This window comes from Roseobacter sp. N2S, assembly GCF_031454055.1.
Taxonomy (GTDB): Bacteria; Pseudomonadota; Alphaproteobacteria; order Rhodobacterales; family Rhodobacteraceae; genus Amylibacter.
Map to the genome: position 1 here is coordinate 139,284 of NZ_JAVDQB010000003.1, position 21,407 is coordinate 160,690.

20 protein-coding genes are annotated in these 21,407 nt (G+C 56.6%); 17 read left to right on the forward strand and 3 right to left on the reverse strand.

Translation table 11 applies throughout. The features are described 5' to 3' along the window. Positions 1–30 precede the first annotated feature (30 nt). Positions 31–927, reverse strand: a complete 897-nt coding sequence (locus tag GGE09_RS09810; protein WP_309745937.1) for a LysR family transcriptional regulator — start codon at positions 925–927, stop codon at positions 31–33. A 99-nt stretch (positions 928–1,026) separates the two neighbouring features. On the opposite strand from GGE09_RS09810, the gene GGE09_RS09815 reads away from it, so the two are divergent. Continuing rightward, positions 1,027–1,491, forward strand: coding sequence for a PACE efflux transporter (locus tag GGE09_RS09815; RefSeq protein ID WP_309745938.1), 465 nt, complete (start codon positions 1,027–1,029; stop codon positions 1,489–1,491). Between the two features lie 12 nt (positions 1,492–1,503). Here GGE09_RS09815 and GGE09_RS09820 read toward each other — a convergent pair whose 3' ends face one another. Next, positions 1,504–2,535 carry a LacI family DNA-binding transcriptional regulator gene (locus tag GGE09_RS09820; protein ID WP_309745939.1) on the reverse strand — a complete coding sequence of 344 codons (1,032 nt, stop codon included), beginning with the start codon at positions 2,533–2,535 and terminating at the stop codon, positions 1,504–1,506. Positions 2,536–2,760: 225 nt separating this feature from the next. On the opposite strand from GGE09_RS09820, the gene GGE09_RS09825 reads away from it, so the two are divergent. The 14 genes from GGE09_RS09825 (at position 2,761) to GGE09_RS09890 (ending at position 17,626) form a co-directional block, all read left to right on the forward strand. Further along, positions 2,761–4,086, forward strand: a complete 1,326-nt coding sequence (locus tag GGE09_RS09825) for an extracellular solute-binding protein (protein WP_309745940.1) — start codon at positions 2,761–2,763, stop codon at positions 4,084–4,086. Positions 4,087–4,226: 140 nt separating this feature from the next. Continuing rightward, complete coding sequence (locus tag GGE09_RS09830) at positions 4,227–5,174, forward strand: sugar ABC transporter permease (protein WP_309745941.1); 948 nt, start codon at positions 4,227–4,229, stop codon at positions 5,172–5,174. After that, entirely contained in the window at positions 5,171–6,109 is a 939-nt protein-coding gene (locus GGE09_RS09835) for a carbohydrate ABC transporter permease (protein WP_309745942.1), read from the forward strand. The genes GGE09_RS09830 and GGE09_RS09835 overlap by 4 nt, the downstream gene beginning before the upstream one ends. Further along, complete coding sequence (locus GGE09_RS09840; protein WP_309745943.1) at positions 6,106–6,294, forward strand: hypothetical protein; 189 nt, start codon at positions 6,106–6,108, stop codon at positions 6,292–6,294. The genes GGE09_RS09835 and GGE09_RS09840 overlap by 4 nt, the downstream gene beginning before the upstream one ends. A gap of 4 nt (positions 6,295–6,298) precedes the next feature. Then, on the forward strand, positions 6,299–7,396 hold the full coding sequence (locus tag GGE09_RS09845) for an ABC transporter ATP-binding protein (protein ID WP_309745944.1): 1,098 nt from the start codon (positions 6,299–6,301) through the stop codon (positions 7,394–7,396). Beyond that, entirely contained in the window at positions 7,389–8,384 is a 996-nt protein-coding gene (locus GGE09_RS09850; protein WP_309745945.1) for an ABC transporter ATP-binding protein, read from the forward strand. The genes GGE09_RS09845 and GGE09_RS09850 overlap by 8 nt, the downstream gene beginning before the upstream one ends. An 11-nt stretch (positions 8,385–8,395) precedes the next feature. Continuing rightward, a complete protein-coding gene (locus tag GGE09_RS09855) occupies positions 8,396–10,015 on the forward strand; it encodes a dihydroxyacetone kinase subunit DhaK (RefSeq protein ID WP_309745946.1) in 1,620 nt (539 codons plus the stop codon). Between the two features lie 265 nt (positions 10,016–10,280). Next, on the forward strand, positions 10,281–11,297 hold the full coding sequence (locus GGE09_RS09860) for an ABC transporter substrate-binding protein (RefSeq protein WP_309745947.1): 1,017 nt from the start codon (positions 10,281–10,283) through the stop codon (positions 11,295–11,297). A gap of 70 nt (positions 11,298–11,367) precedes the next feature. Further along, entirely contained in the window at positions 11,368–12,195 is an 828-nt protein-coding gene (locus GGE09_RS09865) for an ABC transporter permease (RefSeq protein WP_309745948.1), read from the forward strand. A gap of 5 nt (positions 12,196–12,200) precedes the next feature. Next, entirely contained in the window at positions 12,201–12,989 is a 789-nt protein-coding gene (locus GGE09_RS09870) for an ABC transporter permease (protein ID WP_309745949.1), read from the forward strand. Next, entirely contained in the window at positions 12,986–14,050 is a 1,065-nt protein-coding gene (locus tag GGE09_RS09875) for an ABC transporter ATP-binding protein (protein WP_309745950.1), read from the forward strand. The genes GGE09_RS09870 and GGE09_RS09875 overlap by 4 nt, the downstream gene beginning before the upstream one ends. After that, entirely contained in the window at positions 14,050–15,381 is a 1,332-nt protein-coding gene (locus tag GGE09_RS09880; protein ID WP_309745951.1) for an amidohydrolase, read from the forward strand. The genes GGE09_RS09875 and GGE09_RS09880 overlap by 1 nt, the downstream gene beginning before the upstream one ends. Further along, complete coding sequence (locus tag GGE09_RS09885) at positions 15,378–16,748, forward strand: M20/M25/M40 family metallo-hydrolase (RefSeq protein ID WP_309745952.1); 1,371 nt, start codon at positions 15,378–15,380, stop codon at positions 16,746–16,748. Before GGE09_RS09880 ends, GGE09_RS09885 begins: the two co-directional genes overlap by 4 nt. Next, on the forward strand, positions 16,745–17,626 hold the full coding sequence (locus GGE09_RS09890; RefSeq protein ID WP_309745953.1) for a nucleoside hydrolase: 882 nt from the start codon (positions 16,745–16,747) through the stop codon (positions 17,624–17,626). Before GGE09_RS09885 ends, GGE09_RS09890 begins: the two co-directional genes overlap by 4 nt. Here the strand turns inward: GGE09_RS09890 and GGE09_RS09895 are convergent. Next, positions 17,623–18,792 (reverse strand): amidohydrolase, encoded by a 1,170-nt coding sequence (locus GGE09_RS09895; RefSeq protein WP_309745954.1) that lies wholly within the window; start codon positions 18,790–18,792, stop codon positions 17,623–17,625. The two genes, GGE09_RS09890 and GGE09_RS09895, sit on opposite strands and share 4 nt — an antisense overlap. 68 nt (positions 18,793–18,860) lie before the next feature. On the opposite strand from GGE09_RS09895, the gene GGE09_RS09900 reads away from it, so the two are divergent. Both GGE09_RS09900 and GGE09_RS09905 read left to right on the forward strand, forming a co-directional pair. After that, entirely contained in the window at positions 18,861–19,505 is a 645-nt protein-coding gene (locus GGE09_RS09900; RefSeq protein ID WP_309745955.1) for a phosphoribosyltransferase, read from the forward strand. A gap of 34 nt (positions 19,506–19,539) precedes the next feature. Next, complete coding sequence (locus tag GGE09_RS09905; RefSeq protein ID WP_309745956.1) at positions 19,540–21,384, forward strand: adenine deaminase C-terminal domain-containing protein; 1,845 nt, start codon at positions 19,540–19,542, stop codon at positions 21,382–21,384. Positions 21,385–21,407: the final 23 nt, after the last annotated feature.

Below are 21,407 nucleotides of genomic sequence, written 5' to 3' on the forward strand. Positions count from 1 at the left end.
GGGGTTTTTACAAGGCAAAGGCGGTGTTGTTTAGGCGCGCCAAGCCTCTTGTGGAACATTTAAAAGCTGGCTTTTAATCCATTGGCCCGCTTGACCAAGGCCGTGTTGTTCAGTCCAGACAAGATCCAAACCTTCCAACACATCGCTTTGCTGAAAACGATAGTTCATTCGAACCAGATTGGCCGATTTCAACTGGTCTTTGACCACGGACAGTGGCAATTCGGCCCAGCCCAGCCCCCGCAATACCAGATCAAGGATCATATTCGGGCTTTGCGCATACCATGTGGCCGCACTTTTGATTTCACCGACAATCCCAAGTTCATCGGTCGAGCGGCTTTTCAACACCAACTGGCGATGCTGCCTTAGCTGGGTGTGGGAAACCCGATCAAATCCGGCCAAGGGATGAGCTGCACTGCACACAGGAACCAATGTCCAATGACCCACACCGCGAAACTGGAACCCTGTGGGATAGCTTTCCTGTTCTGTCATCAGCCCCAAAACCGCACGTCCTTCTTTCAGCAAGGTCGCGGTGTCATTGGGGCCTGTTGACAGAACTTCCAGCGTCACATGGGGGAAGTGATCCGCAAATTCTGTCAAAATGTTTAGGGCAGGCGTCAGGTCGATGCCCTGTTCCACGGCGATGCAAAGGCGGTCCTCGACGCCTTCGGACATGGAACTGGCTTTGGCGGAAAATTCTTGCTGGCCCAGCAGAATTCCGTTGGCATAAGGCAGCAAGGAACGCCCCTCTGGGGTCAGGGTGGGTGACCTGCTGCTGCGGTCAAACAGCATCAGGCCCGTGTCAATTTCAAGGTTGGAAATGGCGGTGGAGACAGCCGACTGGGCCTTCTTCATCTGTCGTGCGGCGGCCGAAAACGAACCGAGTTCAGCCGCCAGAACAAAGGCGCGCAGACTGTCAGGGGAGGGCATGGCTGTCCTATCATATTATCAGATACTTAATGACTGGAAATACTTGGAATTACCGATAGAAGCAATCTTGAAAAAAGGCCCGCGCGAAGGAGCAAATAGATGTCGGAAACTGTTGTTCAAAGATCGGGAAAAGACCGCCTGCGCTACACAATCTGCTTTGAAATTTCACTGATGGCGATCCTGATTCCCGCGGGCTCAGTAATTTTTGACAAGCCAATTGCGGAATTCGGTCTGTTCGGTGCGTTTCTGGCAGGAAAAGCGATGGTGTTGAATTTGCTTTATAATTGGGGGTTTGATCAAGTCGATGCGCGGGCCGGGCGGGTTTCAAGCCAACGGTCCCATTTCGGGCGGGTTGTGCATGCCTTGGGGTTTGAAGCCTCGCTGACGTTAACCTCGTTGCCGATCTATGTCTGGTGGTTGCAGATCTCCCTGCTAGAAGCGTTTGTGGCAGATATTGCCATCACAACCTTTGTTGTGGGCTACACCTATGTGTTCACGCTGGCCTACGATAAAATCTTCCCGATTCACCGCCAATCCGAGCAGGCTTTGGCGGCGATGGATTAAACGATCCAAAGGTCAGAGATTGGTCTTCAGCAAAATTTCGGTGCGGATGGTTTCTTGGGACTTCAGGGTTTCGCGGTTGTCGATGATGCCTTTCAGGCGACGGATGGCGCTGCGTACCAAATGGCCGGTGTTTTGCGCGATGATTGCATCAATTGCGCCAGAATGAAGGGCTTGTTCGGTAAAGGGCGTGCGTTCATGGGCGATGGTGACCACCCCGTTCAGGCGACCTGATGTTTTCAGGGCAGTGACCGGCGCCTCGGCCTCGGACGACATAATATACAGGCCCGCGATGTCTGCATTATTGGCCAGAGATGACGCGATGATCGATTCCGCCCGATCCCAATCGCCGTAGGTTTCCAGCGAGGGCAGGGCGCGCAGGTTCGGAAAATCTGCGTTCAGCACGTCGTCAAACCCCAAGCGGCGGTCCTGACTGTCACGCGATTGCATGCTTTCGGATACCACCATCAGGCTGGCGGTTTCGGATTTGATAAACCGTCCCAACAGTGTGGCCGCGGTTGCACCAGCAGCGCGGTTGTCGATGCCAACGCAGTTGTCTTCGAACCCTGACTGGTTGGAAATAAACGGCAAAGCGGCGATGTTGCGTTCCTGAAGCCGTTTGATCGCGTCGCGGACTTGGGGTGTTTCTGGGGCCATGATTGCCACGCCGGAAATTAGCGCAGGGTCAATAGAGGCCAGAAAATCAGAGGTGCTGTGTGGGTCGTTTTCCGAGATATATTCCACGCTGGCCCAAATATCATCGGCCAGAAAAACCTGTTTGGCTTCGTCCACATGGCGTTCGATCTGCTGGACGAATTCGCCACCTGATCGGGGCAGGGCAAAAATGAAATTATAGTTCCGTTGCCGCGCCAGATTGGCCGCCTGCAGGTTGCGCACGAACCCCAATTCGCGAATCGCGGCGTTCACCTTATCGACGGTTTTTTGCTTTACCCCGTCGCGTGCATTCAGCACGCGATCAACCGTTGCGCGGCTGACGCCGGCAGCTTTCGCAAGGTCTTTGGTTGTGGGTCGCAGCGAATAGGTCATCATCAGGCCATCTGGGTTTGCGTCATATTATCAAGCTGTTGTCGGGGCGTATACGTCATGGTGTCGGTCTTTATACAGCGGCTTTCCCTGTTCGTATATCTATTTTTGAGGCACGTGTCTCAAAATTAACTTGATTTGAGGCACGTGCCTCATTAGTCATTGTAGCAGGATGAAAGCGCGGCATTTCAAGGCGCATAAAAACCCTATCTCTGGGAGGAGACCAAAATGACATTGAATCTGATGAAGATGACTGCGGCTGCGGGTGCGCTGGCCACTGCTGGCCTGTCTGGTGCGGCACAAGCGGATGACCTGACGCTGTGCTGGGCGGCATGGGACCCTGCAAATGCGCTGATAGAGCTGAGCAAGGATTTTGAAGCGCAATCCGGCCATACGATGAATTTCGAATTTGTGCCTTGGACCAGTTTTGCCGATCGTATGTTGAACGAGTTGAATTCGGGCGGGCTGTTATGTGATCTGATGATCGGGGACAGCCAGTGGATCGGTGGGGGCGCGGAAAGCGGCCATTACGTCAAGCTGAACGACTTTTTCGACGCGAACAACATCAGCATGGATGACTTTATCCCTGCAACTGTGACGGGTTATGCGGAATGGCCCAAAAATACCCCGAATTATTACGCGCTGCCCGCGTTTGGCGATGTGGTGGGCTGGACCTATCGCAAGGACTGGTTTGAACGCCCCGCGTTGCAGGCCGAGTTTCAGGAAAAATATGGCCGCGCTTTGGACGTGCCTGCCACGCTGGAAGAACTCAAAGACATCGCCGAATTTTTCCAAGGTCGCGATATTGACGGCACAACGGTTTACGGCGCTGCGATCTATACCGAACGGGGGTCCGAGGGGATCACCATGGGCGTGACAAACGCGCTTTATAACTATGGGTTCCTTTATGAAAATCCCGATAAACCTTATGATCTGGAAGGGTTTGTCAATTCGGACGGGGCGATTGCTGGCTTGGAATATTACAAGGCGCTCTATGATGTGGGCACACCTCCGGGGTCGTCCAACTGGTATATGGGCGAAAACATTGACGCTTACCGTTCGGGGCAGGTTGCCTTGCAGATGAACTTCGCCTTTATCTGGCCGGGTGTTGAAGCGGACGCCAATGTGGGGGGCGGTAAATCCGGTTATTTCCACAATCCGGCAGGCCCCGCAGGGCAGTTTGCACAGCTGGGCGGGCAAGGGATTTCGGTTGTTGCCTATTCTGAAAAGCAGGATGCGGCGCTGGAGTATATTAAATGGTTTGCGCAACAGGATGTGCAGTCCAAATGGTGGGAATTGGGCGGGTATTCTGCGCTGAAAGCGGTGGTCGAGGACCCCGGTTTCGCCGCCAGCCAGCCCTATGCCCAGACTTTTCTGGACAGTATGGCAATCGTCAAGGATTTCTGGGCCGAGCCGTCCTACGCCGATCTGTTGTTGGCGATGCAAAGCCGTATGCACAACTATGTAATTGCAGGGGATGGCACCGCCAAAGAGGCGCTTGACGGTTTGACGGCTGATTGGATCGAGGTCTTTGAGGACGAAGGCAAGCTTTGATCCACTGCTAAGTGGTTCTGACTTTTGATAGCCTTATCAAACCCTTCAGCCGGTCTGTAGTCGGCTGAAGGGCGGTAAAACACCCCCATAAAGACCAATGCATTTGCCAGTTCGGGCGGTTGCTTGGAAGGAATTTCAACATGACGATGACCCCCATCAGCAGGGCCGCCCAGCACACCCCCGAGGGTCTGGCGCGACGGATACGCGGCCTTTCGGATCGCACAATTGCCTGGATTTTTGTGGCGCCCACCGTGTTTTTGCTGCTGGCGGTGAATATTTTCCCGCTGATCTGGACGGTGCGGCTTAGCTTTACCAACTTCCGTGTGAACCGCCCCAACAATGATGTGGAATGGGTGGGGCTGCGCAATTACCAGCGTATCCTGACCGACCCCGATGTGTGGAACACCATGCAGGCCACGGCGCATTTCCTGATCTGGACCATTGCGTTGCAGGTGCTGATCGGCTTTGCACTGGCCTTTCTGATCAATAAAAAATTTCGCGGCAATGATCTTTGGACGACAATTATCGTCTTTCCCATGATGTTATCCCCTGCCGTGGTGGGCAACTTCTGGACCTTTCTGTATCAACCGCAAATCGGCTTGTTCAACTATGTGGTGGGTTTTTTCAGCGGTGTGGACCCTGCCAGTTTTTCGATGATCGGGGATGTGAACCTTGCGCCTTGGGCCATTGTGATTGCCGACACCTGGATGTGGACACCGTTTGTTATGCTGATCTGTCTTGCGGGGTTGCGGTCTATTCCTGACAGTATTTATGAAGCCGCCGAATGTGACCGCGCCAGCAAATGGCGGCAGTTCTGGACGATCACGCTGCCCATGGCGCTGCCGTTTTTGATGTTGGCGATTTTGTTCCGTGGCATCGAGAATTTCAAAATGTTTGATCTTGTAGTCCAGCTTACGGGCGGGGGACCGGGCAACACCACAACGCTGACGTCAATTGATTTGAAGCGTGAGGCGTTTGAAAAATGGCGCACGGGCTATTCCTCGGCCTATGCGGTGATCCTGTTTGTGACGGTGTTCGGCCTTGCCTCAATCTATGTCAAAGCCCTGAATAAGGTAAAAGAGAGATGAGCTTTTCAGTGACCGAGCCGTCGGGCCGTACCAAATGGATCGCCGGTATTCTGGTGATCGGCTATGCGATTGTCACCTTGGTGCCGTTGCTGTGGATTGTGGCCACAGGGTTTAAATCGCCCACAGATTCAATCGCTTACCCGCCCGTTGTGGTGTTTGAACCGACGCTAGAGGGTTATGTGAACCTGTTCACCGAACGCACCCGCGCCACCGATCAGATGCTGGAAGACGCGGGCGAGCCGCAAACATGGTATGATACCATTGCGCGGGATCGCGGCACAGTTATTTCCGGCCCGTCGAAATACGGTCAGCGGTTTTTGAACTCTATCATCATCGGTTTTGGATCAACGGCGTTGTGTATGATCCTTGGCACTATGGCAGCCTATGCGTTCAGCCGTTTTAAGGTGCCGTTAAAGGACGATCTGCTGTTTTTCATCCTGTCCACACGGATGATGCCCCCCATCGCGGTGGCGATCCCGATTTTCCTGATGTTCCGTCAGTTGGGCCTGAACGATACGCATTTAGGGATGATCCTGCTGTATACGGCGGTCAATCTGTCCCTGTCTGTCTGGCTGCTGAAAGGGTTCATCGACGAAATTCCCGTGGAATACGAAGAGGCAGCGCTGATTGACGGCTACACGCGGTTTCAGGCGTTTTACAAAGTGGTGCTGCCCCAAACCGCCACAGGCATCGCATCGACGGCGATTTTCTGTCTGATCTTTGCGTGGAACGAATATGCTTTCGCGGTTTTGTTGACCTCTGGCACAGCGCAAACCGCGCCGCCTTTCATTCCTAATATCATCGGCACCAGCGGTAAGGACTGGCCTGCAGTGGCCGCAGGGGCGACGATTTTTCTGGTGCCTGTGATGATCTTTACCATCCTGTTGCGCAAACATCTTTTGCGCGGGATCACATTCGGAGCGGTTCGGAAATGATGAATTTTATCAGCGGTTTGGTGCGTCTGCGCCGGGGGTCTTGGGAAATGGTGGCAACGATCCTGATCGCGGCGGGGGTTATTATGCTGATGCAGCCCTTTGTGCTGACAGTGTTTAGCTATTCCTTCCTTGTCACCCTTATTGGCACGGTGATGTTTATCATCGTCAGCCATTTTCCGGAGTAACCCCATGGCACAGATACGCATAGAAAACCTGCGCAAGGATTTCGGAACCTTCAACGCGGTGAAATCGTCAACCTTCACCATCGAGGATGGCGAATTCTTCATGTTGCTTGGCCCGTCAGGTTGTGGAAAAACCACCACCTTGCGGATGATGGCGGGGCTGGAATTGCCCAGCGCGGGTGAAATCTATATTGACGGCGAAGAGGTCGGGATGAAGCCTGCCAGTCAGCGTGACATCGCTTTTGTGTTCCAGATGTTCGCCCTGTACCCCCATATGAATGTGGGCAAAAACATCAGCTATCCGCTGCGCAGCCAAGGTATGCCAAAAGCGCAGATCAAAAAGAAAGTCCATGAAATCGCGGAAATCCTTGGGATCACCGATATTCTGAACAAACCGGTCGGCGGGCTGTCTGGCGGGGATCGTCAGCGGGTGGCCTTGGGGCGGGCGATTGTGCGCGATCCCAAAGCGTTTTTCATGGATGAACCCCTTGGTGCGCTGGATGCGGAATTCCGTGAACATATGTCCGAAGAATTGCGCGCGCTGCATGACCGCATGGGGGCCACCACGGTTTACGTGACCCATGACCAGCTAGAGGCCATGCAGATGGGGGATAAGATCGTGGTGATGAACCACGGGGTGGTGGAACAATTTGGCGTCCCCCAAGACATTTACGACTGGCCTGCGACGAAATTTGTGGCGCAGTTTATCGGCTCTCCGCCGATGAATTTCCTGAATTTCAAAGGGGTGGCTGGCAATGGGGCCACGTCTGTAATGCTGGGGGAAACCCAAGTGCAAATGCCTGAAATCCTGCAAGGGGCAAAGGGGAATTTGTCCTTTGGCATCCGTCCCGAACATATCCGCCTTGATGACGCAGCACCATTTCGGGGCCGCGTCACGGCGACTGAATATTTGGGAACCACGCAGATTGTGCTGCTGGATACGCCAAACGGGGCGATCAAAGCGCGGGTTGCGTCATCAGATGTTGTGCGCGTCGGGTCTACTACGGGTCTGACGTTTGACCCCCGCACGGTCACAATTTTTGACGATCATTCCGGCAAGGCGTTGTTAAGCCAAGCCAATCAAGGAGTATTGGCCCATGGCTGAAGTCACCCTGACAGGTGTTAGCAAATCCTTTGGCGCGGATGTTGCGTTGAAAGATGTGAGTATGACCATTCCAGATGGGTCGTTTGTGGTTCTGCTGGGTCCGACTGGCGCGGGGAAAACCACGACCCTGCGTATGGTCTCGGGCCTTGATACGCCAGATCAAGGCGGTGTTAGCATTGGCGGGCGTGATATGGCGGGGCTGACCCCTGCGCAGCGCGATGTGGCGATGGTGTTCCAGCAATACTCGCTTTACCCGCATCTGACCGTGCGTCAGAATCTTGAATTTCCGCTGAAATCGCCAATTCTGAAAACACCGAAGGCCGACATCGACCGCAAAGTCGGTGAGGTTGCCGAGGTGCTGCAAATCAGCCACAAGCTGGACAATAAGGCCACAACCCTGTCCGGCGGGGAAATGCAGCGTGTGTCTATCGGGAGGGCGTTGGTGCGCGATCCCTCGGTCTATCTGATGGATGAACCGCTGAGTTCGTTGGATGCAAAACTACGCTCTGACCTGCGGATCGAGTTGAAGAATATTCAGGCCAATTCAGGCGCGACCCTGCTGTACGTGACCCATGACCAGATTGAGGCCATGACTATGGCCACCCATGTAGGTGTGCTGGATCAGGGGCGTTTGGTGCAATTTGGCAGCCCGCGTGAAATCTATGAAAACCCTGTCAGCATCTATGCGGCCAGCCGTCTTGGTCAGCCGCGCATCAATGTGTTGCCAGCGGATGTTTTTGGAAATGCACCCAGCGGTGCGGTGTCTATCGGGCTGCGTCCCGAACAGATCACGCAAGGCGACGGGCAGGACAGTTTTGTGCAGCGGGTTGAACATCTGGGCGATCAAACTCGCCTGCATCTGTCGTTCAAAAACCACGATCTGATCACTGTGACCGACGCCCATACCGGGCTGAAAGGGGGCGATACGGTCAAAATTCGCCCCGAGAACCCGTTTTACTTTGACGCCTCTGGCGCGCGCATGGCTTGAAGGGAAAGACCTTGAAACAGTTTATAAATCATAAAGAAGACATGGTCACAGAGGCAATCGACGGCATTGTCGCCGCCTCGGGCGGGGCGCTGACGCGGTTGGACGGCTATCCCCATATCCGCGTTGTTGTCCGCGCCGATTGGGATAAATCCAAAGTGGCTTTGGTCACAGGCGGCGGGGCAGGGCATGAACCTGCACACGCGGGGTTTGTGGGTAAGGGTATGCTGACGGCGGCTGTCTGCGGTGATGTGTTTGCCTCGCCTTCGGCTGATGCTGTTCTGGCCGGAATTCTGGCGGTCACGGGGCCTGCGGGGTGTTTGCTGATTGTTAAGAATTACACAGGGGATCGGCTGAATTTCGGTCTCGCGGCGGAACGGGCGCGGGCGTTTGGCCATAAGGTCAGCATGGTAATTGTGGATGATGATGTGGCTTTGCCAGATCTGCCACAGGCACGCGGCTTGGCGGGCACGCTGTTTGTGCATAAAATTGCGGGCGCAATGGCGGAAAACGGTGCGGATTTGGCCGCTTGTACCGAAGCTGCGCAACGGGTGATAAAAAGCAGCCGCAGCATTGGCATGTCGCTGGACACCTGCACGGTGCCGGGATCACCCAAAGAAAACCGCATCCCCGATGGCATGGCCGAACTGGGTCTTGGCATCCACGGCGAAGCAGGGGTGGAACAAGTTGCGTCAAGCGGGGCCAAAGATGCGGTGACGCGGGTAAGCGAGAAGTTGGGCGCGACCATGGCGAAAACGCCCCATGTGGCGTTGGTGAACAATCTGGGCGGCGCGTCTGTGCTGGAAATGTCTATCTTGACCCGCGATTTGCTGGACTCGTCCATTGGGCCGCAAATTCAGTTGATTATCGGACCTGATGCGATGATGACGGCGTTGGATATGCACGGGTTTTCGGTGTCTGTATTGGAATTGTCAGAAGGGGACGCCGAATTGTTGGCGCAACCGGTTCATGTTGCCGGCTGGTCAGGCTGTAAACTGGTCGGTACTGCGCCGATCCTGCCGCTGCCGGACGGATTGTCGCCGGTCCGCTCGCCTGCATCCAGCCATGCCCCGACCAAAGCGTTTTTGACGGACTGCTGCGCGGTACTGATCGAATCCGAGGATGATCTGAACGCGCTGGATGCCAAATCTGGCGATGGCGACACAGGGTCCACACTGGCCACCGCTGCACGCGCATTGATCGAAGCAATCGACAGCCTGCCGCTGGCCGATCACACCCAGCTTTACCGTGCCATAGGGCTGGAGTTGAGCCAGACCATGGGCGGGTCGTCAGGCGTGCTGCTGGCAATATTTTTTGCTGCGGCAGGGGATGCGTCTTCGGCGGGCAAACCTATGCGCGAAGCTTTGCAAGACGGGTTGGTGCGTCTGCGCCAGATCGGCGGTGCCAACCCCGGTGACCGTACTATGGTTGATGCTTTGTTGCCTGCTTTGGACGCCCTGCAAGACGGGCTGCCCCAAGCGGCTGTTGCTGCCCGCAAAGGGGCGGCTTACACCGCCACGCTGACCACCGCAAAAGCCGGACGCGCGACCTATATCAATGCAGAACAGCTGGAAGGCCACATCGACCCCGGTGCCGAAGCCGTTGCGCGGCTATTTGAGCATCTGGCGTCATAAGGGCGCGAAAAAAGCGGGGCTGTCTGAGGATCTGGGGCGGTGAAATCGGTTTGGTCGTGCCGCCAGATTTCAGGCTGCCCAAGAAGCCGTACCACGGGCGTGGGATTGGCCAAATATTGGGCAGTTTGCATTTTTGGTAAAATTTCAGAGAGTCGCCTTGCAACGGGGCGACTTGCCTCTGGGTAAATTCCGGATATGCTGAAACCCGAGACTCATGCCTGAAATCACACCCAAAAACACACTCACAAAACACAAAGGACTTTCGATGAAGTTTGCACTTATGACCGCGACCTGTGTCGCTGCTCTTGCGGCCACAACGGCGCAGGCCGAAACTTTCACCATTTCATGGTGGGGCTATAATGGTGAAAAACTGAAAGCAAACATCGTAGACCCGTTTCAGGAAATCTGCGGCTGTGAAGTTGTGTTTGAAACAGGCAATAACGCGGATCGTTTGGGCAAGTTGCAGGCCCGTGGCGGCAAAGGCGTTGACGTGATCTATCTGACCGACAGCTATTCCCAGTTGGGTGTGGAAGCGGGCACATTTATGGAACTGGACCGTTCGCGCCTGCCGAATATCGAAAACCTGTATGAAATGGCGCAAGACCCCCAAGGCGGCTTTGGTCCGGCTTACAGCGTGGGGCGTGCGGGCATTGTGTATGATTCCGCAAAAGTGGAACCGATCACATCCTGGAACGACCTGTGGCGTGCTGATCTGGCTGGCGCAGTGACCCTGCCAGGGATCACGACAACAGCCGGACCGATGGTTGTGGTTCAGGCGGGCAAACATGCGGGTGTGGATGCCTATGAAGATGCGGATGGTGCGTTCAAGGCGATTGCGGAACTGAAACCGAATTCGGTTAAAAACTACAACACTGGCTCTGAAATGGTGAACCTGATTTCAACAGGCGAGGCATCGGTTGCGATTGCGCAGGATTTCACCCTGTCATCGCTGCAAAAAGCCGTGCCTACAATGACTTGGGCCACACTTGATGACGGCGATGTTGCCACGCTGAACACGGTCAACATCCCTGTTGGCGCTGAAAAAGTTGATCTGGCCTATCAGTTCATCAATTTTGTGCTGTCCAAAGAAGTGCAACAGGTGAACGCAGAACAGGGCGTTGATGCGCCTGTGCACACCGGTGTTGAACTGACGCCAGAGCAAGCCGCTGTCTGGACTTATGGCGCCGAAGCGATCGCCAAGCTGAACCGTATGGATTACGCCAAGATGAACGCCGCGAAAACCGACTGGATTGATCGCTGGAACGAAGTCTTCGGTCTGTAACTTTCCAGACCTATCGTTTAAGAGGCGGAGCATCTTACCTTGCTCCGCTTTTTCTTTACAAGGAAGTTCTATGTCCAACCGCCTGCGCGCATGGCTGATTGCAACCCCGGCAATTTTGCTGGTTTTTATCTTTCTGGGCTTGCCTGTTTTAGCCACTTTCGTGACCACATTTGGCGATCCCAAAGGGCCTTTTGCCACCTATAGCGCGTTCTTTAATTCGCGGTTTCGTATGACGGTTCTGTGGCGCACCATGGAGGTGGCCTTGATCACAACGATCATTTCTGTGGCCATCGGATTTGTCACCGCTTGGGTGGTGGCGCGGATGCCGTCGCGGATCAAAAGCCTGCTGATTATCGCGGCTGTGTTTCCCTTGCTGACAGGCGTGGTCGTGCGGTCTTTTGCCTGGCTGGTGATCTTGGGCAAGAACGGCATTTTGAACGGATTTCTGCTGAAAATCGGTGTGATCGCAGAACCACTGTCCATGCTTTATACCCAAGGTTCGGTAATTGTGGCGATGGTCTATCTGTTTGTGCCGCTGATGATCCTGACCCTTGTGGGCGTGTTGGAAGGCATCCCGCAAGACATGACCGATGCCGCCGCATCCCTTGGGGCGACACCCGCTGCCGCATTTCGTCAGGTGGTGTTGCCGATGGCGGTTCCGGGGCTGATTGTGGGGGCGGTTCTGGTGTTCACAGGGTCGTTCACATCCTACGCAACCCCACAACTATTGGGCGGCGAACGGCAGATGATGATGGGCACGTTTCTTTATCAACGGGCCATGGTCACCTTTGACTGGGTCGGCGCATCGACAATTGCCGCTGTCATGGTTGTGGTCACACTGACAACAGTGCTGATCATGTCCAAAGTGGCCCGTAAACTTAATCCGATGGCAGGGTGATCCCGATGAAAACACGCATTCACCCCGTTCTGATCGTAATCACGATCCTGACCTTTTTGTTCCTGTTAGGCCCGCTGGTGGTGATCATCGGCTCGGCCCTGTCAGACACCACCTATCTGACCTTTCCACCGCAGGGGTTAACGCTGCATTGGTTCACCAACATCTTTGAAATCTCGGCCTTTACCCGCACTATGGGCACGTCGTTTATGCTGGCGATTGGGGGCACGACCCTTTCGATGCTGATCGGCATTCCGGCGGCCTATGCGCTGGCGCGTTACCGCGTGGAACTGCCCGCTTTTCTGGGCAATGTGTTTGTGCTGCCGATCCTGATCCCTGAAATTGTGCTTGGCTTTTCGCTGATGAAATCACTGGCCAGCGGCTTTGGCCTGCCGATCATGGCGGCCTTGCTGATTGGCCACGCGCTGATCGTGCTGCCCTATACGGTGCGGGTGGTCGGGGCCTCGCTGAACAGCTTTGACTTTTCGATTGAAGAAGCGGCTGTGTCCTTGGGGTGCCCGCGCCTTAAGGCCTTTTTCATCGTAGTTTTGCCCAATATTCGGGCCGGAATTATCGCGGGGTTCATCCTTGCGTTCATCACCTCTCTCAACGACGTTTCGATTTCGATCTTTCTGACCGGACCCGGCGTTTCCACTCTCCCGATCCAGTTGCTTGCCCATATGGAGCAGTTCTTTGACCCGACAATCGCGTCGGTGTCGGTGCTGCTGATGGGTGTCACAGTTGCCGTTATGGCTGTGGTTGAACGGACCCTTGGACTGACTTTCCTGACAAAATGACCCAATCACTTACACTTGAAAATATCTCTGCGCATTACGGTACCACACAGGTGCTTGAAGACCTGTCCCTGCACATCGCCGAGGGGGAGTTGGTGTCGCTGCTGGGGTCTTCGGGCTGCGGTAAGACCACAACCCTGCGCCTTGTGGCGGGGTTTCTGGAACCGACCGCAGGGGCAATCCGGCTTGGGGATCGCGATCTGACGCGGCTGCCCGCCCATGCGCGCGACATCGGTTTGGTGTTTCAAACCTATGCGTTGTTCCCGCACCTGAGCGTGCGCGATAACGTGGGGTTCGGGCTGAAACAGCGTAAACTGTCTGGTGCAGAGCGCACCAAAAGGGTCGATGCGATGATTGAGCGGGTGGGGCTGGGTGAACTGGCCGACCGTCACCCCGCCAATCTGTCGGGCGGTCAGCGGCAACGGGTGGCCTTGGCCCGCGCTTTGGTGATTGATCCGCCGCTGCTTATGTTTGATGAACCTTTGTCGAACCTTGACGCCAAGCTGCGGGTGGATATGCGGGTGGAAATCCGCCGCCTGCAACAGGCCAATGGAACCACCGCGCTTTACGTGACGCACGATCAGGAAGAGGCGTTTTCGATTTCTGATCGGGTGGCGATCATGAAGGGCGGGCAGATCATGCAGCTTGATACACCAGAGGTGCTTTATTCCCAGCCTGCCAGTGCTTTCGTGGCGAATTTTGTGGGTTTCGACAATATGATCGAAATGGAGGCCGTGGCCGAAGCAGGCGATGCGGTGCGCGCAAAAATCAAGGGTGGCAGCATGATTGAACTGCCCAAAAGCCAGTTCACCGTGCCCAGCAAAAAGTTCATTTTTGCTGCACGCCCCGAAGGGCTGTCTGTGGCGCCGTCGGACACTGTTGGCGGTATACCTGCGACCTTGGGAATGCGCACCTATATCGGACGGGCCTATCAATACCACTGCGAAACCGCAGGGGGGACGGTGACGGCCAACGGCCCGCAAGCCACCCCGTTTAACAGCGGCAGCACCGCCATGTTGGTTCCCCAACCCGATCAATGTTGCCTGCTGCCAGTTGAACCCTGATGCCTGTGCTGGCCAATGCCCGTATCCTGACAATTGACGGGCAGATGACGGAATTTGAGCGCGGCTGGATCGCGATCACAGGGGATAAGATCACGGCGCTTGGGGCAGGGGATGCCCCTGACACCTTTGGGCCGATCATGGATATGGGGGGTGATCTGATCATGCCCGGCATGGTGAACCCCCATTGCCACATGCCCATGACCCTGTTTCGCGGCTTGGGCGAAGATGTGGACGACCGCCTGTTCCGCTATATCCTGCCTTTGGAACGGGCATTGGTCACAGCCGATGTGGTTGAAATAGGCGCAAGGCTGGCCGCGTTGGAACTGATCCGTGGCGGCGTGACCACCGTGGCGGATATGTATTACTTTGAAGACCGCATCGGCGCGGTGCTGGATCAATCGGGCCTGCGCGGGGTTGTCGGCCAAACGCTGGCCAATTTCGCGGCCCCCGATCACGCAACCTTTGACGAAGGCTTTGCCCGCCTTGATGCGCTGGCCGATCTTTATTCCGACCACCCAAGGATCACCGCATCCGCTGCGCCTCATGCACCTTATTCCACGGGGTTTGATGTGATGAAGCGGGTCGCCGCTTGGTCTGCGGATCACCCTGATCTGCCGGTCCAGATGCATCTGGCCGAGACCGAGGCGGAACTGGCGTGGGCGCAAGACACCCATGGCCGCACAACGGTAGAGATCACGGATCGGGCAGGCTTGTTGACGCCTGCGCTGGTTGCCGCACATGTGATGTATCCGACGGAAAATGACATGGACCTGTTGGCCGAACGGGGTGTGAATGTAGCTTATAATGCGCGCTCTAACGGCAAGGCAGGGCGCGGCATTGCCCCGATAACCGCCCTGCGCGAGCGTGGCATTCAGGTTGGCATCGCTACAGACGGGCCCATGTCAGGCAACACGCTTGATCTGTTTTCGCAATTTGCCCCCGCCGCGATGTTCCAGAAAATCGCAGGCCATTCGCGCGGTATTCTGCCCTGCACCGACATCATCCGCATGGCCACGATCGAAGGCGCTGCAACGCTTGGCATGGCTGATCGCGTCGGCTCGCTTGAGGTGGGCAAACAGGCCGATCTGATCCGGATTTCCCTTGCCGACCTGCGCCTGCACCCGATTTATGACATCTATTCCATGCTGACCTTTGCGACCCTGCCCAGCGATGTGCGCGGCACAATGGTCGCGGGGCAATGGCTGATGCAAGATCGCGAAACCCTGACCCTAGACGCAGATAAAGCCCTCGCCGATGCGCTGCAAATTGCCCGTCAATTCAAAGCCCGCATCGTTGAAATTGACCAAATGACAGACAAAGGCACCCCATGACTGACACGCTTTCCCATATAGACGCCACCATGGACGACCGGCTGGCACGGCTGTTTGATTTCATTCGAATTCCGTCTGTTTCCACTGACCCCGCCTTTGCCCCCGAGGTTGCCCGCGCCGCCGACTGGCTGGCCCAAACGCTGAAAGACATGGGCGCGGATGCCAAGGTCCATGCCACCACAGGCCACCCGATGGTTGTCGGGCATTTGGATGGGCCAGAAACCGCGCCGCATGTGTTGTTTTACGGCCATTATGACGTACAGCCCGCCGATCCGCTGGATCTGTGGAACACCGATCCTTTTGAACCTGTTTTGGTTCCTGTTGAAGGCGATACCCATATTGTCGGGCGCGGCGCATCAGACGACAAAGGCGCGTTGATGACCTTTGTCGAGGCGTGCCGCGCTCTGATCGACACCAAAGGCAGTCTGCCGATCCGCGTCAGTTTCCTGTTTGAAGGCGAAGAGGAAAGCGGGTCGCGTTCCTTGCCGGGGTTCTTGGAAAAAGCTGCGGATGAGCTGGCTTGCGATGTGGTTCTGGTGTGCGACACCGATATGTGGGACCGTGACACCCCTGCGGTTACAACCATGCTGCGCGGGTTGGTTGGGCAGCAGATGACTATCAAAAGTGGTGATCGTGATCTGCATTCGGGCATGTTTGGCAATGCGGCGGCCAATGCTTTGGCGGTGATGTCCGATGTGTTGGCCTCGTTACGGACAGACGATGGCGGCGTGTCCATTGACGGGTTTTATGACGGCGTACGTGACTTACCCGCGGCAACAGCGGCAGAATGGGCGGCCCTTCCGTTTGACGAGGAGGGTTTCCTGACAAACGTCGGACTGAGCGTTCCAGCAGGCGAGGCAGGCAAACCCGTGTTGCAACAAGTCTGGGCGCGGCCATCCTGTGAAATCCACGGCATCTGGGGGGGCTATACCGAACCGGGTTTCAAAACCGTAATCCCCTGTGAAGCCCACGCCAAACTGTCCTTCCGCCTTGTGGCAGGGCAAGACCCCGAAGCCATCCGCGCGGCGTTTCAATCCCATGTGCAGGCCAGACTGCCCGCTGATTGCAGCGTCAGCTTTTCCGATCACGGGCTGTCACCCGCTTGGGCTATGGACAGTGAAAACCCCTTCCTTGCACCCACTTTGGCCGCATTGGCGGATGAATGGGGCGTGTCCACCACCTGCGGCACTGGCGGATCCATTCCGATTATCGGGGCGCTGCGGGATAAATTGGGTGTAGACGCGTTGCTGGTCGGCTTTGGACGTTTTGACAACCGCATCCACAGCCCCAATGAAAAATACGACCTGTCCAGCTTTCGCGGTGGTATGCGATCTTGGGTCCGTATCATCGAGGCGTTGGGAAAATGACCATTATCATCGACACCGATCCCGGCATTGATGACGCCATCGCAATTCTTTACGCCCTGCGCCACCCCGCGCAAGACGTGGTTGCGCTGACCACGGTTGCGGGCAATATCGGCCTGTCGGTGACCACCTTTAACGCGGGCCGTATTGCTGCGCTAGCGGGTGTACCGACGCCCGTTCATGCAGGCGCGGCAGCACCTCTGGATAAAGAGGCCAGCCCCGAATTGGGCATTCACGGCAATGACGGTTTGGGCGGCGTGCATTTCCCCGAACCGTTAAGCCCGCCCGCCAGCCAAGACGCGGTTGCTGCGATGATTGAAATTCTAGCGGCACATCCCCCTAAAACAGTTGATCTGTTCTGTTTGGGGCCGTTGACCAATCTTGCGCTGTTGCTGAAACGCGCCCCTGAAAGCGCACAGCGGATTCGCCGTGTGATCGCTATGGGCGGGGCTGTGGACGAGCCGGGCAATGTGGGGCCGAAAGCCGAATTCAACATCGCCCATGACCCCCATGCGGCAGCGGCGGTATTGGCAGCAAATCTGCCCGTTACGCTGATCCCGCTGGATGCCACCCGCCAGTTCCGCGCGGATGTTGGCTATATCACCGCGTTGCGCGAAACGGGGGCAGAGTGTGCCAAAGCCTCTGCCGATTTGATTGATGCTTATTTCGCCACGACCGATGGCGCGGAAAGCCGCCCGCTGCACGACCCCTGCGTGCCGTTGCTGGCCCGGCATCCGGAACTGTTCACCCTTGAAACCCGTTTGCTGGATGTGGATCTTGCAACAGGGGCCTTGGTCGACGGGCCGCACCCGATCAAAGTGGCCATGGGCGTTGATGCCGATGGTCTGCGCGCGGCCCTGTTGAAAGGCCTGTCGTGCTAGCCCAATTCCTTGGCAATGACCGCGCACCAATAGGCGACGCCGTAAGGGATGCAGGCGTCGTTGAAATCATAGTTGGTGTTGTGATGTTGCCCGTTTTCGCGGGTTTCCCCCATGCCAAGCCAGACATAGGCGCCGGGCACCCGCGTGCCAAATTCCGCGAAATCATCCCCTGCGGTGGATGGCGGGAAAGCGGTGCGCAGGTTGCCTGCACCCAAAGCGTTCACCGCAGCAAGCTGGGCGATTTTGGTTGGCGTGGCAGCATTGACCACAGGCGGGATACGGCGCAGGAAGGTATAGTCGGCTTCAATGCCAAACCCTGTGGCAACGCCGCTGGCATGACGGCCAATCGCCGCTTCCAATTGATCGCGCACCCCTGCCGAATAAGCCCGCGCCGTGCCGCCAATTTTCACCGTGTCAGGAATGACGTTCAGGGCTGCGAAATCACCTGCGGACAGGGCGCAGGCGGAAATAACGGCGGGTTCCAGCGGGTCAACTTCACGCGCGACAATGCTGTGGATTTGCGACAGAAACACCCCGGCAGCCGTGACTGCATCACGTCCCTGATGGGGTTTCGCACCATGGCTGCCAATGCCGCGAAAACTGACCGACCAACTGTCGGAACTGGCCAGTTGCGGGCCTTCGACCGCCGCCAGAACCCCCAGATCTAGGCCAGGCATATTATGCAAACCATAGGCTGCATCCACGGGAAAGCGATCCAGAATCCCGTCTTCAATCATGGCCTTGGCGCCGCCCCGGCCTTCTTCGGCGGGTTGAAAGACGAAATGAACCGTGCCGGAAAAATCCTGATCCACCATGGCTTCGGCTGCGGCCAACAGCATGGTCGTGTGACCGTCATGGCCGCAAGCATGCATTGCCCCCGCCGTGGTCGAGGCATAGGGAAGGCCGGTTTCCTCGGGCATGGCAAGAGCATCCATATCAGCACGCAGGGCAATGGCGCGGTTGCCATTGCCTTTGCGCAACGTGCCCACAACCCCCGTGCCGCCAATGCCGGTTTCTACCTCCAGCCCCGCTTTGCGCAACCGATCCGCAACGATGGCGGCCGTGCGATGTTCGGCAAACCCCAGTTCGGGATGGGCATGCAAATCACGGCGCAGCGCGGTCAGTTCAGCGAGTGTTTCAGCGGTCATAAGGGGGGTGTTTTGCATCAGGATAGGGCCTTTCAGATAGGCCGCAAACCTACGCCTATTGCGCCCGTTAACAAGAGGAAAACAACATGAGAACCGATGTCTGGCAAGCACTGCACAGTGACTTGGAAATTGGCGTGCAGCCGGATCAGGAAACCTATGCGGTTCCTTTTGGCGCGCACACAATTTTATTGCCGATCCGCCCGTTAAGTGATGGCGCGCGGGGGGTGGCCTCATTGATTTTGAACCAAGCCAGTTTTATGGTGCTTGATGCGCTGGCTGACGGGGTGGCGGCGCAATTGGCCCCCTATGACCCTGAAGTGATCGTTGCGGTTCCAACCCTTGGTCTGCCCTTGGCCGAGGCCGTTGCGCGGCGGTTGGGACACAGTCGGTTGATCCCGCTTAGCACCTCGCGCAAGTTCTGGTACGATGATGCGCTTTCGGTGGATATGTCGTCGATCACCTCGCCTGATCGGGGCAAGCGGCTGTATCTGGACCCGCGCATGGTGCCTTTGCTGACAGGGCGCGTCGCGGTGATTGATGATGTGCTGTCAACCGGCAGCTCGATTGCGTCAGTGCTGCGGTTGCTGGACGGGCAGCAGGTCGCACCCGTTGTGATTGGTGCGGCGATGTTGCAAGGCACGGGCTGGCGCGATGCTGTGGGGGGCTGCCCTGTTGAGGGCGCGTTTTCCACACCGATTTTGCAAAAATCCGACGAAGGTTGGGTGGCCTAATGGGCTGTAAACAAAAGAAACACAGGAGCTTGGCATGAGCGGAAACATTGATTTCAAAGCTGAAATAGCCTTGCGCAAATCCCTTGTTCAGGTGGCCTTGGGCCGCGAAGATGCGGATGTTCTGTTACAGGTGGGGCGCTTGCTGGACACAGGCACAGCCACATGGATCGACGGCGCTGACATTGCGATGTCACAAGGACGCATTGCTTTTGTCGGGCCGCGTGGCAGTTTTACGGGGCAGGCGAAAACCACCGTTGATCGCAAACATCTGGACGCAGTACCGGGGCTGGGCGAGGTTCACAAACACATCGAAAGTTCCCATATCACCCCGGAATTTGAGGCGGCACTTGTGCTGCCCCGTGGCAATACATGGACCTGTGAGGCCAGTCACGAGCTGTCAAATGTTCTGCCGAAACGGACGTTGGATTTCTGGCTGGCGGCGCGGGATGCGGGATCACCGCTAAAGATTTTCCCCCTTCCGGGATCAGCGGTGCCACCCACAGGTTGGGAACATGGGGCGTATCTGGACGGCACAGATCAGGCGGGGTTTATGGCCAGCCCCATGACCGCCGGACTTGACGAAGTGATGGATTGGCCCGCCATTACCCAGCGCGAAAACCCGGGGCACGATCGTTTGTGGTCGATGATCGGTGCAACCATGGCCGCGCGCGGTGTGGTTGAAGGCCACGGCGCGGGGCTGCGTGATTTGCCTAATATCAATGCTTATGCGGCGGCGGGTCTGGCCTCGGATCATGAGGCTTGGACCGCTGAGGAGGCTTGGGACAAGCTGCGTCACGGGCTGTTTGTGGAAATCCGTGTGCACACGATGGATGACATCATCAAAGGGTTGATTGAACGGGGGCTGACGGATTGGAGTCAGGTCGCCGTCACCACCGATGATCGCAGCGCCACCGATACACTGCGGCTGGGGGCGGCGGATTATAATGTGCGCTGTGCGATCAACGCGGGGCTGTCCCCTGAAATTGCGGTGCAACTGGCCACCATAAACCCCGCCCGCCACATGCGATTGACCCCTTGGGTCGGCAGTGTCACGCCCGGTCGTTTTGCCGATCTGGTTCTGCTGGAAGACATGGATGCCTTTTCAGTTTCCGAGGTCTGGGCCGACGGGCAACAGGTGTCCAAAGGTGCGAACTATCTGTTAGATCCTGTCAAAATTGACTGGCCTGATTGGGCCCGTAACACAGTTAATATCGGCCGCGCGCTGACGCCTGACGATTTTGCTATTCAGGCCGAAGCGGGCCGCACAGATATGCAAGCCCCCGTCCTGCGCCCCTTTCACTGGAGCGACGAAGTCCCTGTCCGCACATTGCCTGTGGTGGAAGGGCTGGTGCAAAGGGATGCCGCGCAGAATATTACCAAGTTTTCGATCATTGACCGCTATTCTGGTAAAGCTGCGGTCACCAAAATGTTCTGGCTGGGCTGCGGCCCCAAAGATGCCGATACTGCGCTGTGCTGTTCCATGGGGCACGATAAACATAACGTCTGGTGCGTTGGGTCATCTGATGAGGCGATGGCATTGGCGGTGAATGAACTGGCAAAAATGGGCGGCGGCTGGGTCTTGGTGCACAAGGGCAAAGTGACCGCGCGGGTGCGTTACGAAATCGCGGGCCTGATGACCGCACGTCCCGCCGCAGAAAACGATGCCGAAATGCGCGCGCTTTATACGGCGGCCGATGACGTGGACTGGATGTATGAACCGTCGTTCCACCCGCGCTGGCAGCCCGGTTTTCCTGAACGCTTGGCCATCGCAACCCTGACCTGTGCGCCGTGGCGTTGGAACCTGGTCGCCAAAAGCGACCATGCACCCGAAGGCTTGATCCATGTGGTCACAGGCGAAACCCGCCCTGTGGTGTTTTAGTTTTTCGCTAAATCTGTGCAGCG

Bases quoted from the DNA above. Each gene is read 5' to 3' on its own strand.
- GGE09_RS09810 (WP_309745937.1), bottom strand. From the start codon at position 927: ATGCCCTCCCCTGACAGTCTGCGCGCCTTTGTTCTGGCGGCTGAACTC.
- GGE09_RS09815 (WP_309745938.1), top strand. From the start codon at position 1,027: ATGTCGGAAACTGTTGTTCAAAGATCGGGAAAAGACCGCCTGCGCTAC.
- GGE09_RS09820 (WP_309745939.1), bottom strand. From the start codon at position 2,535: ATGACCTATTCGCTGCGACCCACAACCAAAGACCTTGCGAAAGCTGCC.
- GGE09_RS09825 (WP_309745940.1), top strand. From the start codon at position 2,761: ATGACATTGAATCTGATGAAGATGACTGCGGCTGCGGGTGCGCTGGCC.
- GGE09_RS09830 (WP_309745941.1), top strand. From the start codon at position 4,227: ATGACGATGACCCCCATCAGCAGGGCCGCCCAGCACACCCCCGAGGGT.
- GGE09_RS09835 (WP_309745942.1), top strand. From the start codon at position 5,171: ATGAGCTTTTCAGTGACCGAGCCGTCGGGCCGTACCAAATGGATCGCC.
- GGE09_RS09840 (WP_309745943.1), top strand. From the start codon at position 6,106: ATGATGAATTTTATCAGCGGTTTGGTGCGTCTGCGCCGGGGGTCTTGG.
- GGE09_RS09845 (WP_309745944.1), top strand. From the start codon at position 6,299: ATGGCACAGATACGCATAGAAAACCTGCGCAAGGATTTCGGAACCTTC.
- GGE09_RS09850 (WP_309745945.1), top strand. From the start codon at position 7,389: ATGGCTGAAGTCACCCTGACAGGTGTTAGCAAATCCTTTGGCGCGGAT.
- GGE09_RS09860 (WP_309745947.1), top strand. From the start codon at position 10,281: ATGAAGTTTGCACTTATGACCGCGACCTGTGTCGCTGCTCTTGCGGCC.
- GGE09_RS09865 (WP_309745948.1), top strand. From the start codon at position 11,368: ATGTCCAACCGCCTGCGCGCATGGCTGATTGCAACCCCGGCAATTTTG.
- GGE09_RS09870 (WP_309745949.1), top strand. From the start codon at position 12,201: ATGAAAACACGCATTCACCCCGTTCTGATCGTAATCACGATCCTGACC.
- GGE09_RS09875 (WP_309745950.1), top strand. From the start codon at position 12,986: ATGACCCAATCACTTACACTTGAAAATATCTCTGCGCATTACGGTACC.
- GGE09_RS09880 (WP_309745951.1), top strand. From the start codon at position 14,050: ATGCCTGTGCTGGCCAATGCCCGTATCCTGACAATTGACGGGCAGATG.
- GGE09_RS09885 (WP_309745952.1), top strand. From the start codon at position 15,378: ATGACTGACACGCTTTCCCATATAGACGCCACCATGGACGACCGGCTG.
- GGE09_RS09890 (WP_309745953.1), top strand. From the start codon at position 16,745: ATGACCATTATCATCGACACCGATCCCGGCATTGATGACGCCATCGCA.
- GGE09_RS09895 (WP_309745954.1), bottom strand. From the start codon at position 18,792: ATGCAAAACACCCCCCTTATGACCGCTGAAACACTCGCTGAACTGACC.
- GGE09_RS09900 (WP_309745955.1), top strand. From the start codon at position 18,861: ATGAGAACCGATGTCTGGCAAGCACTGCACAGTGACTTGGAAATTGGC.
- GGE09_RS09905 (WP_309745956.1), top strand. From the start codon at position 19,540: ATGAGCGGAAACATTGATTTCAAAGCTGAAATAGCCTTGCGCAAATCC.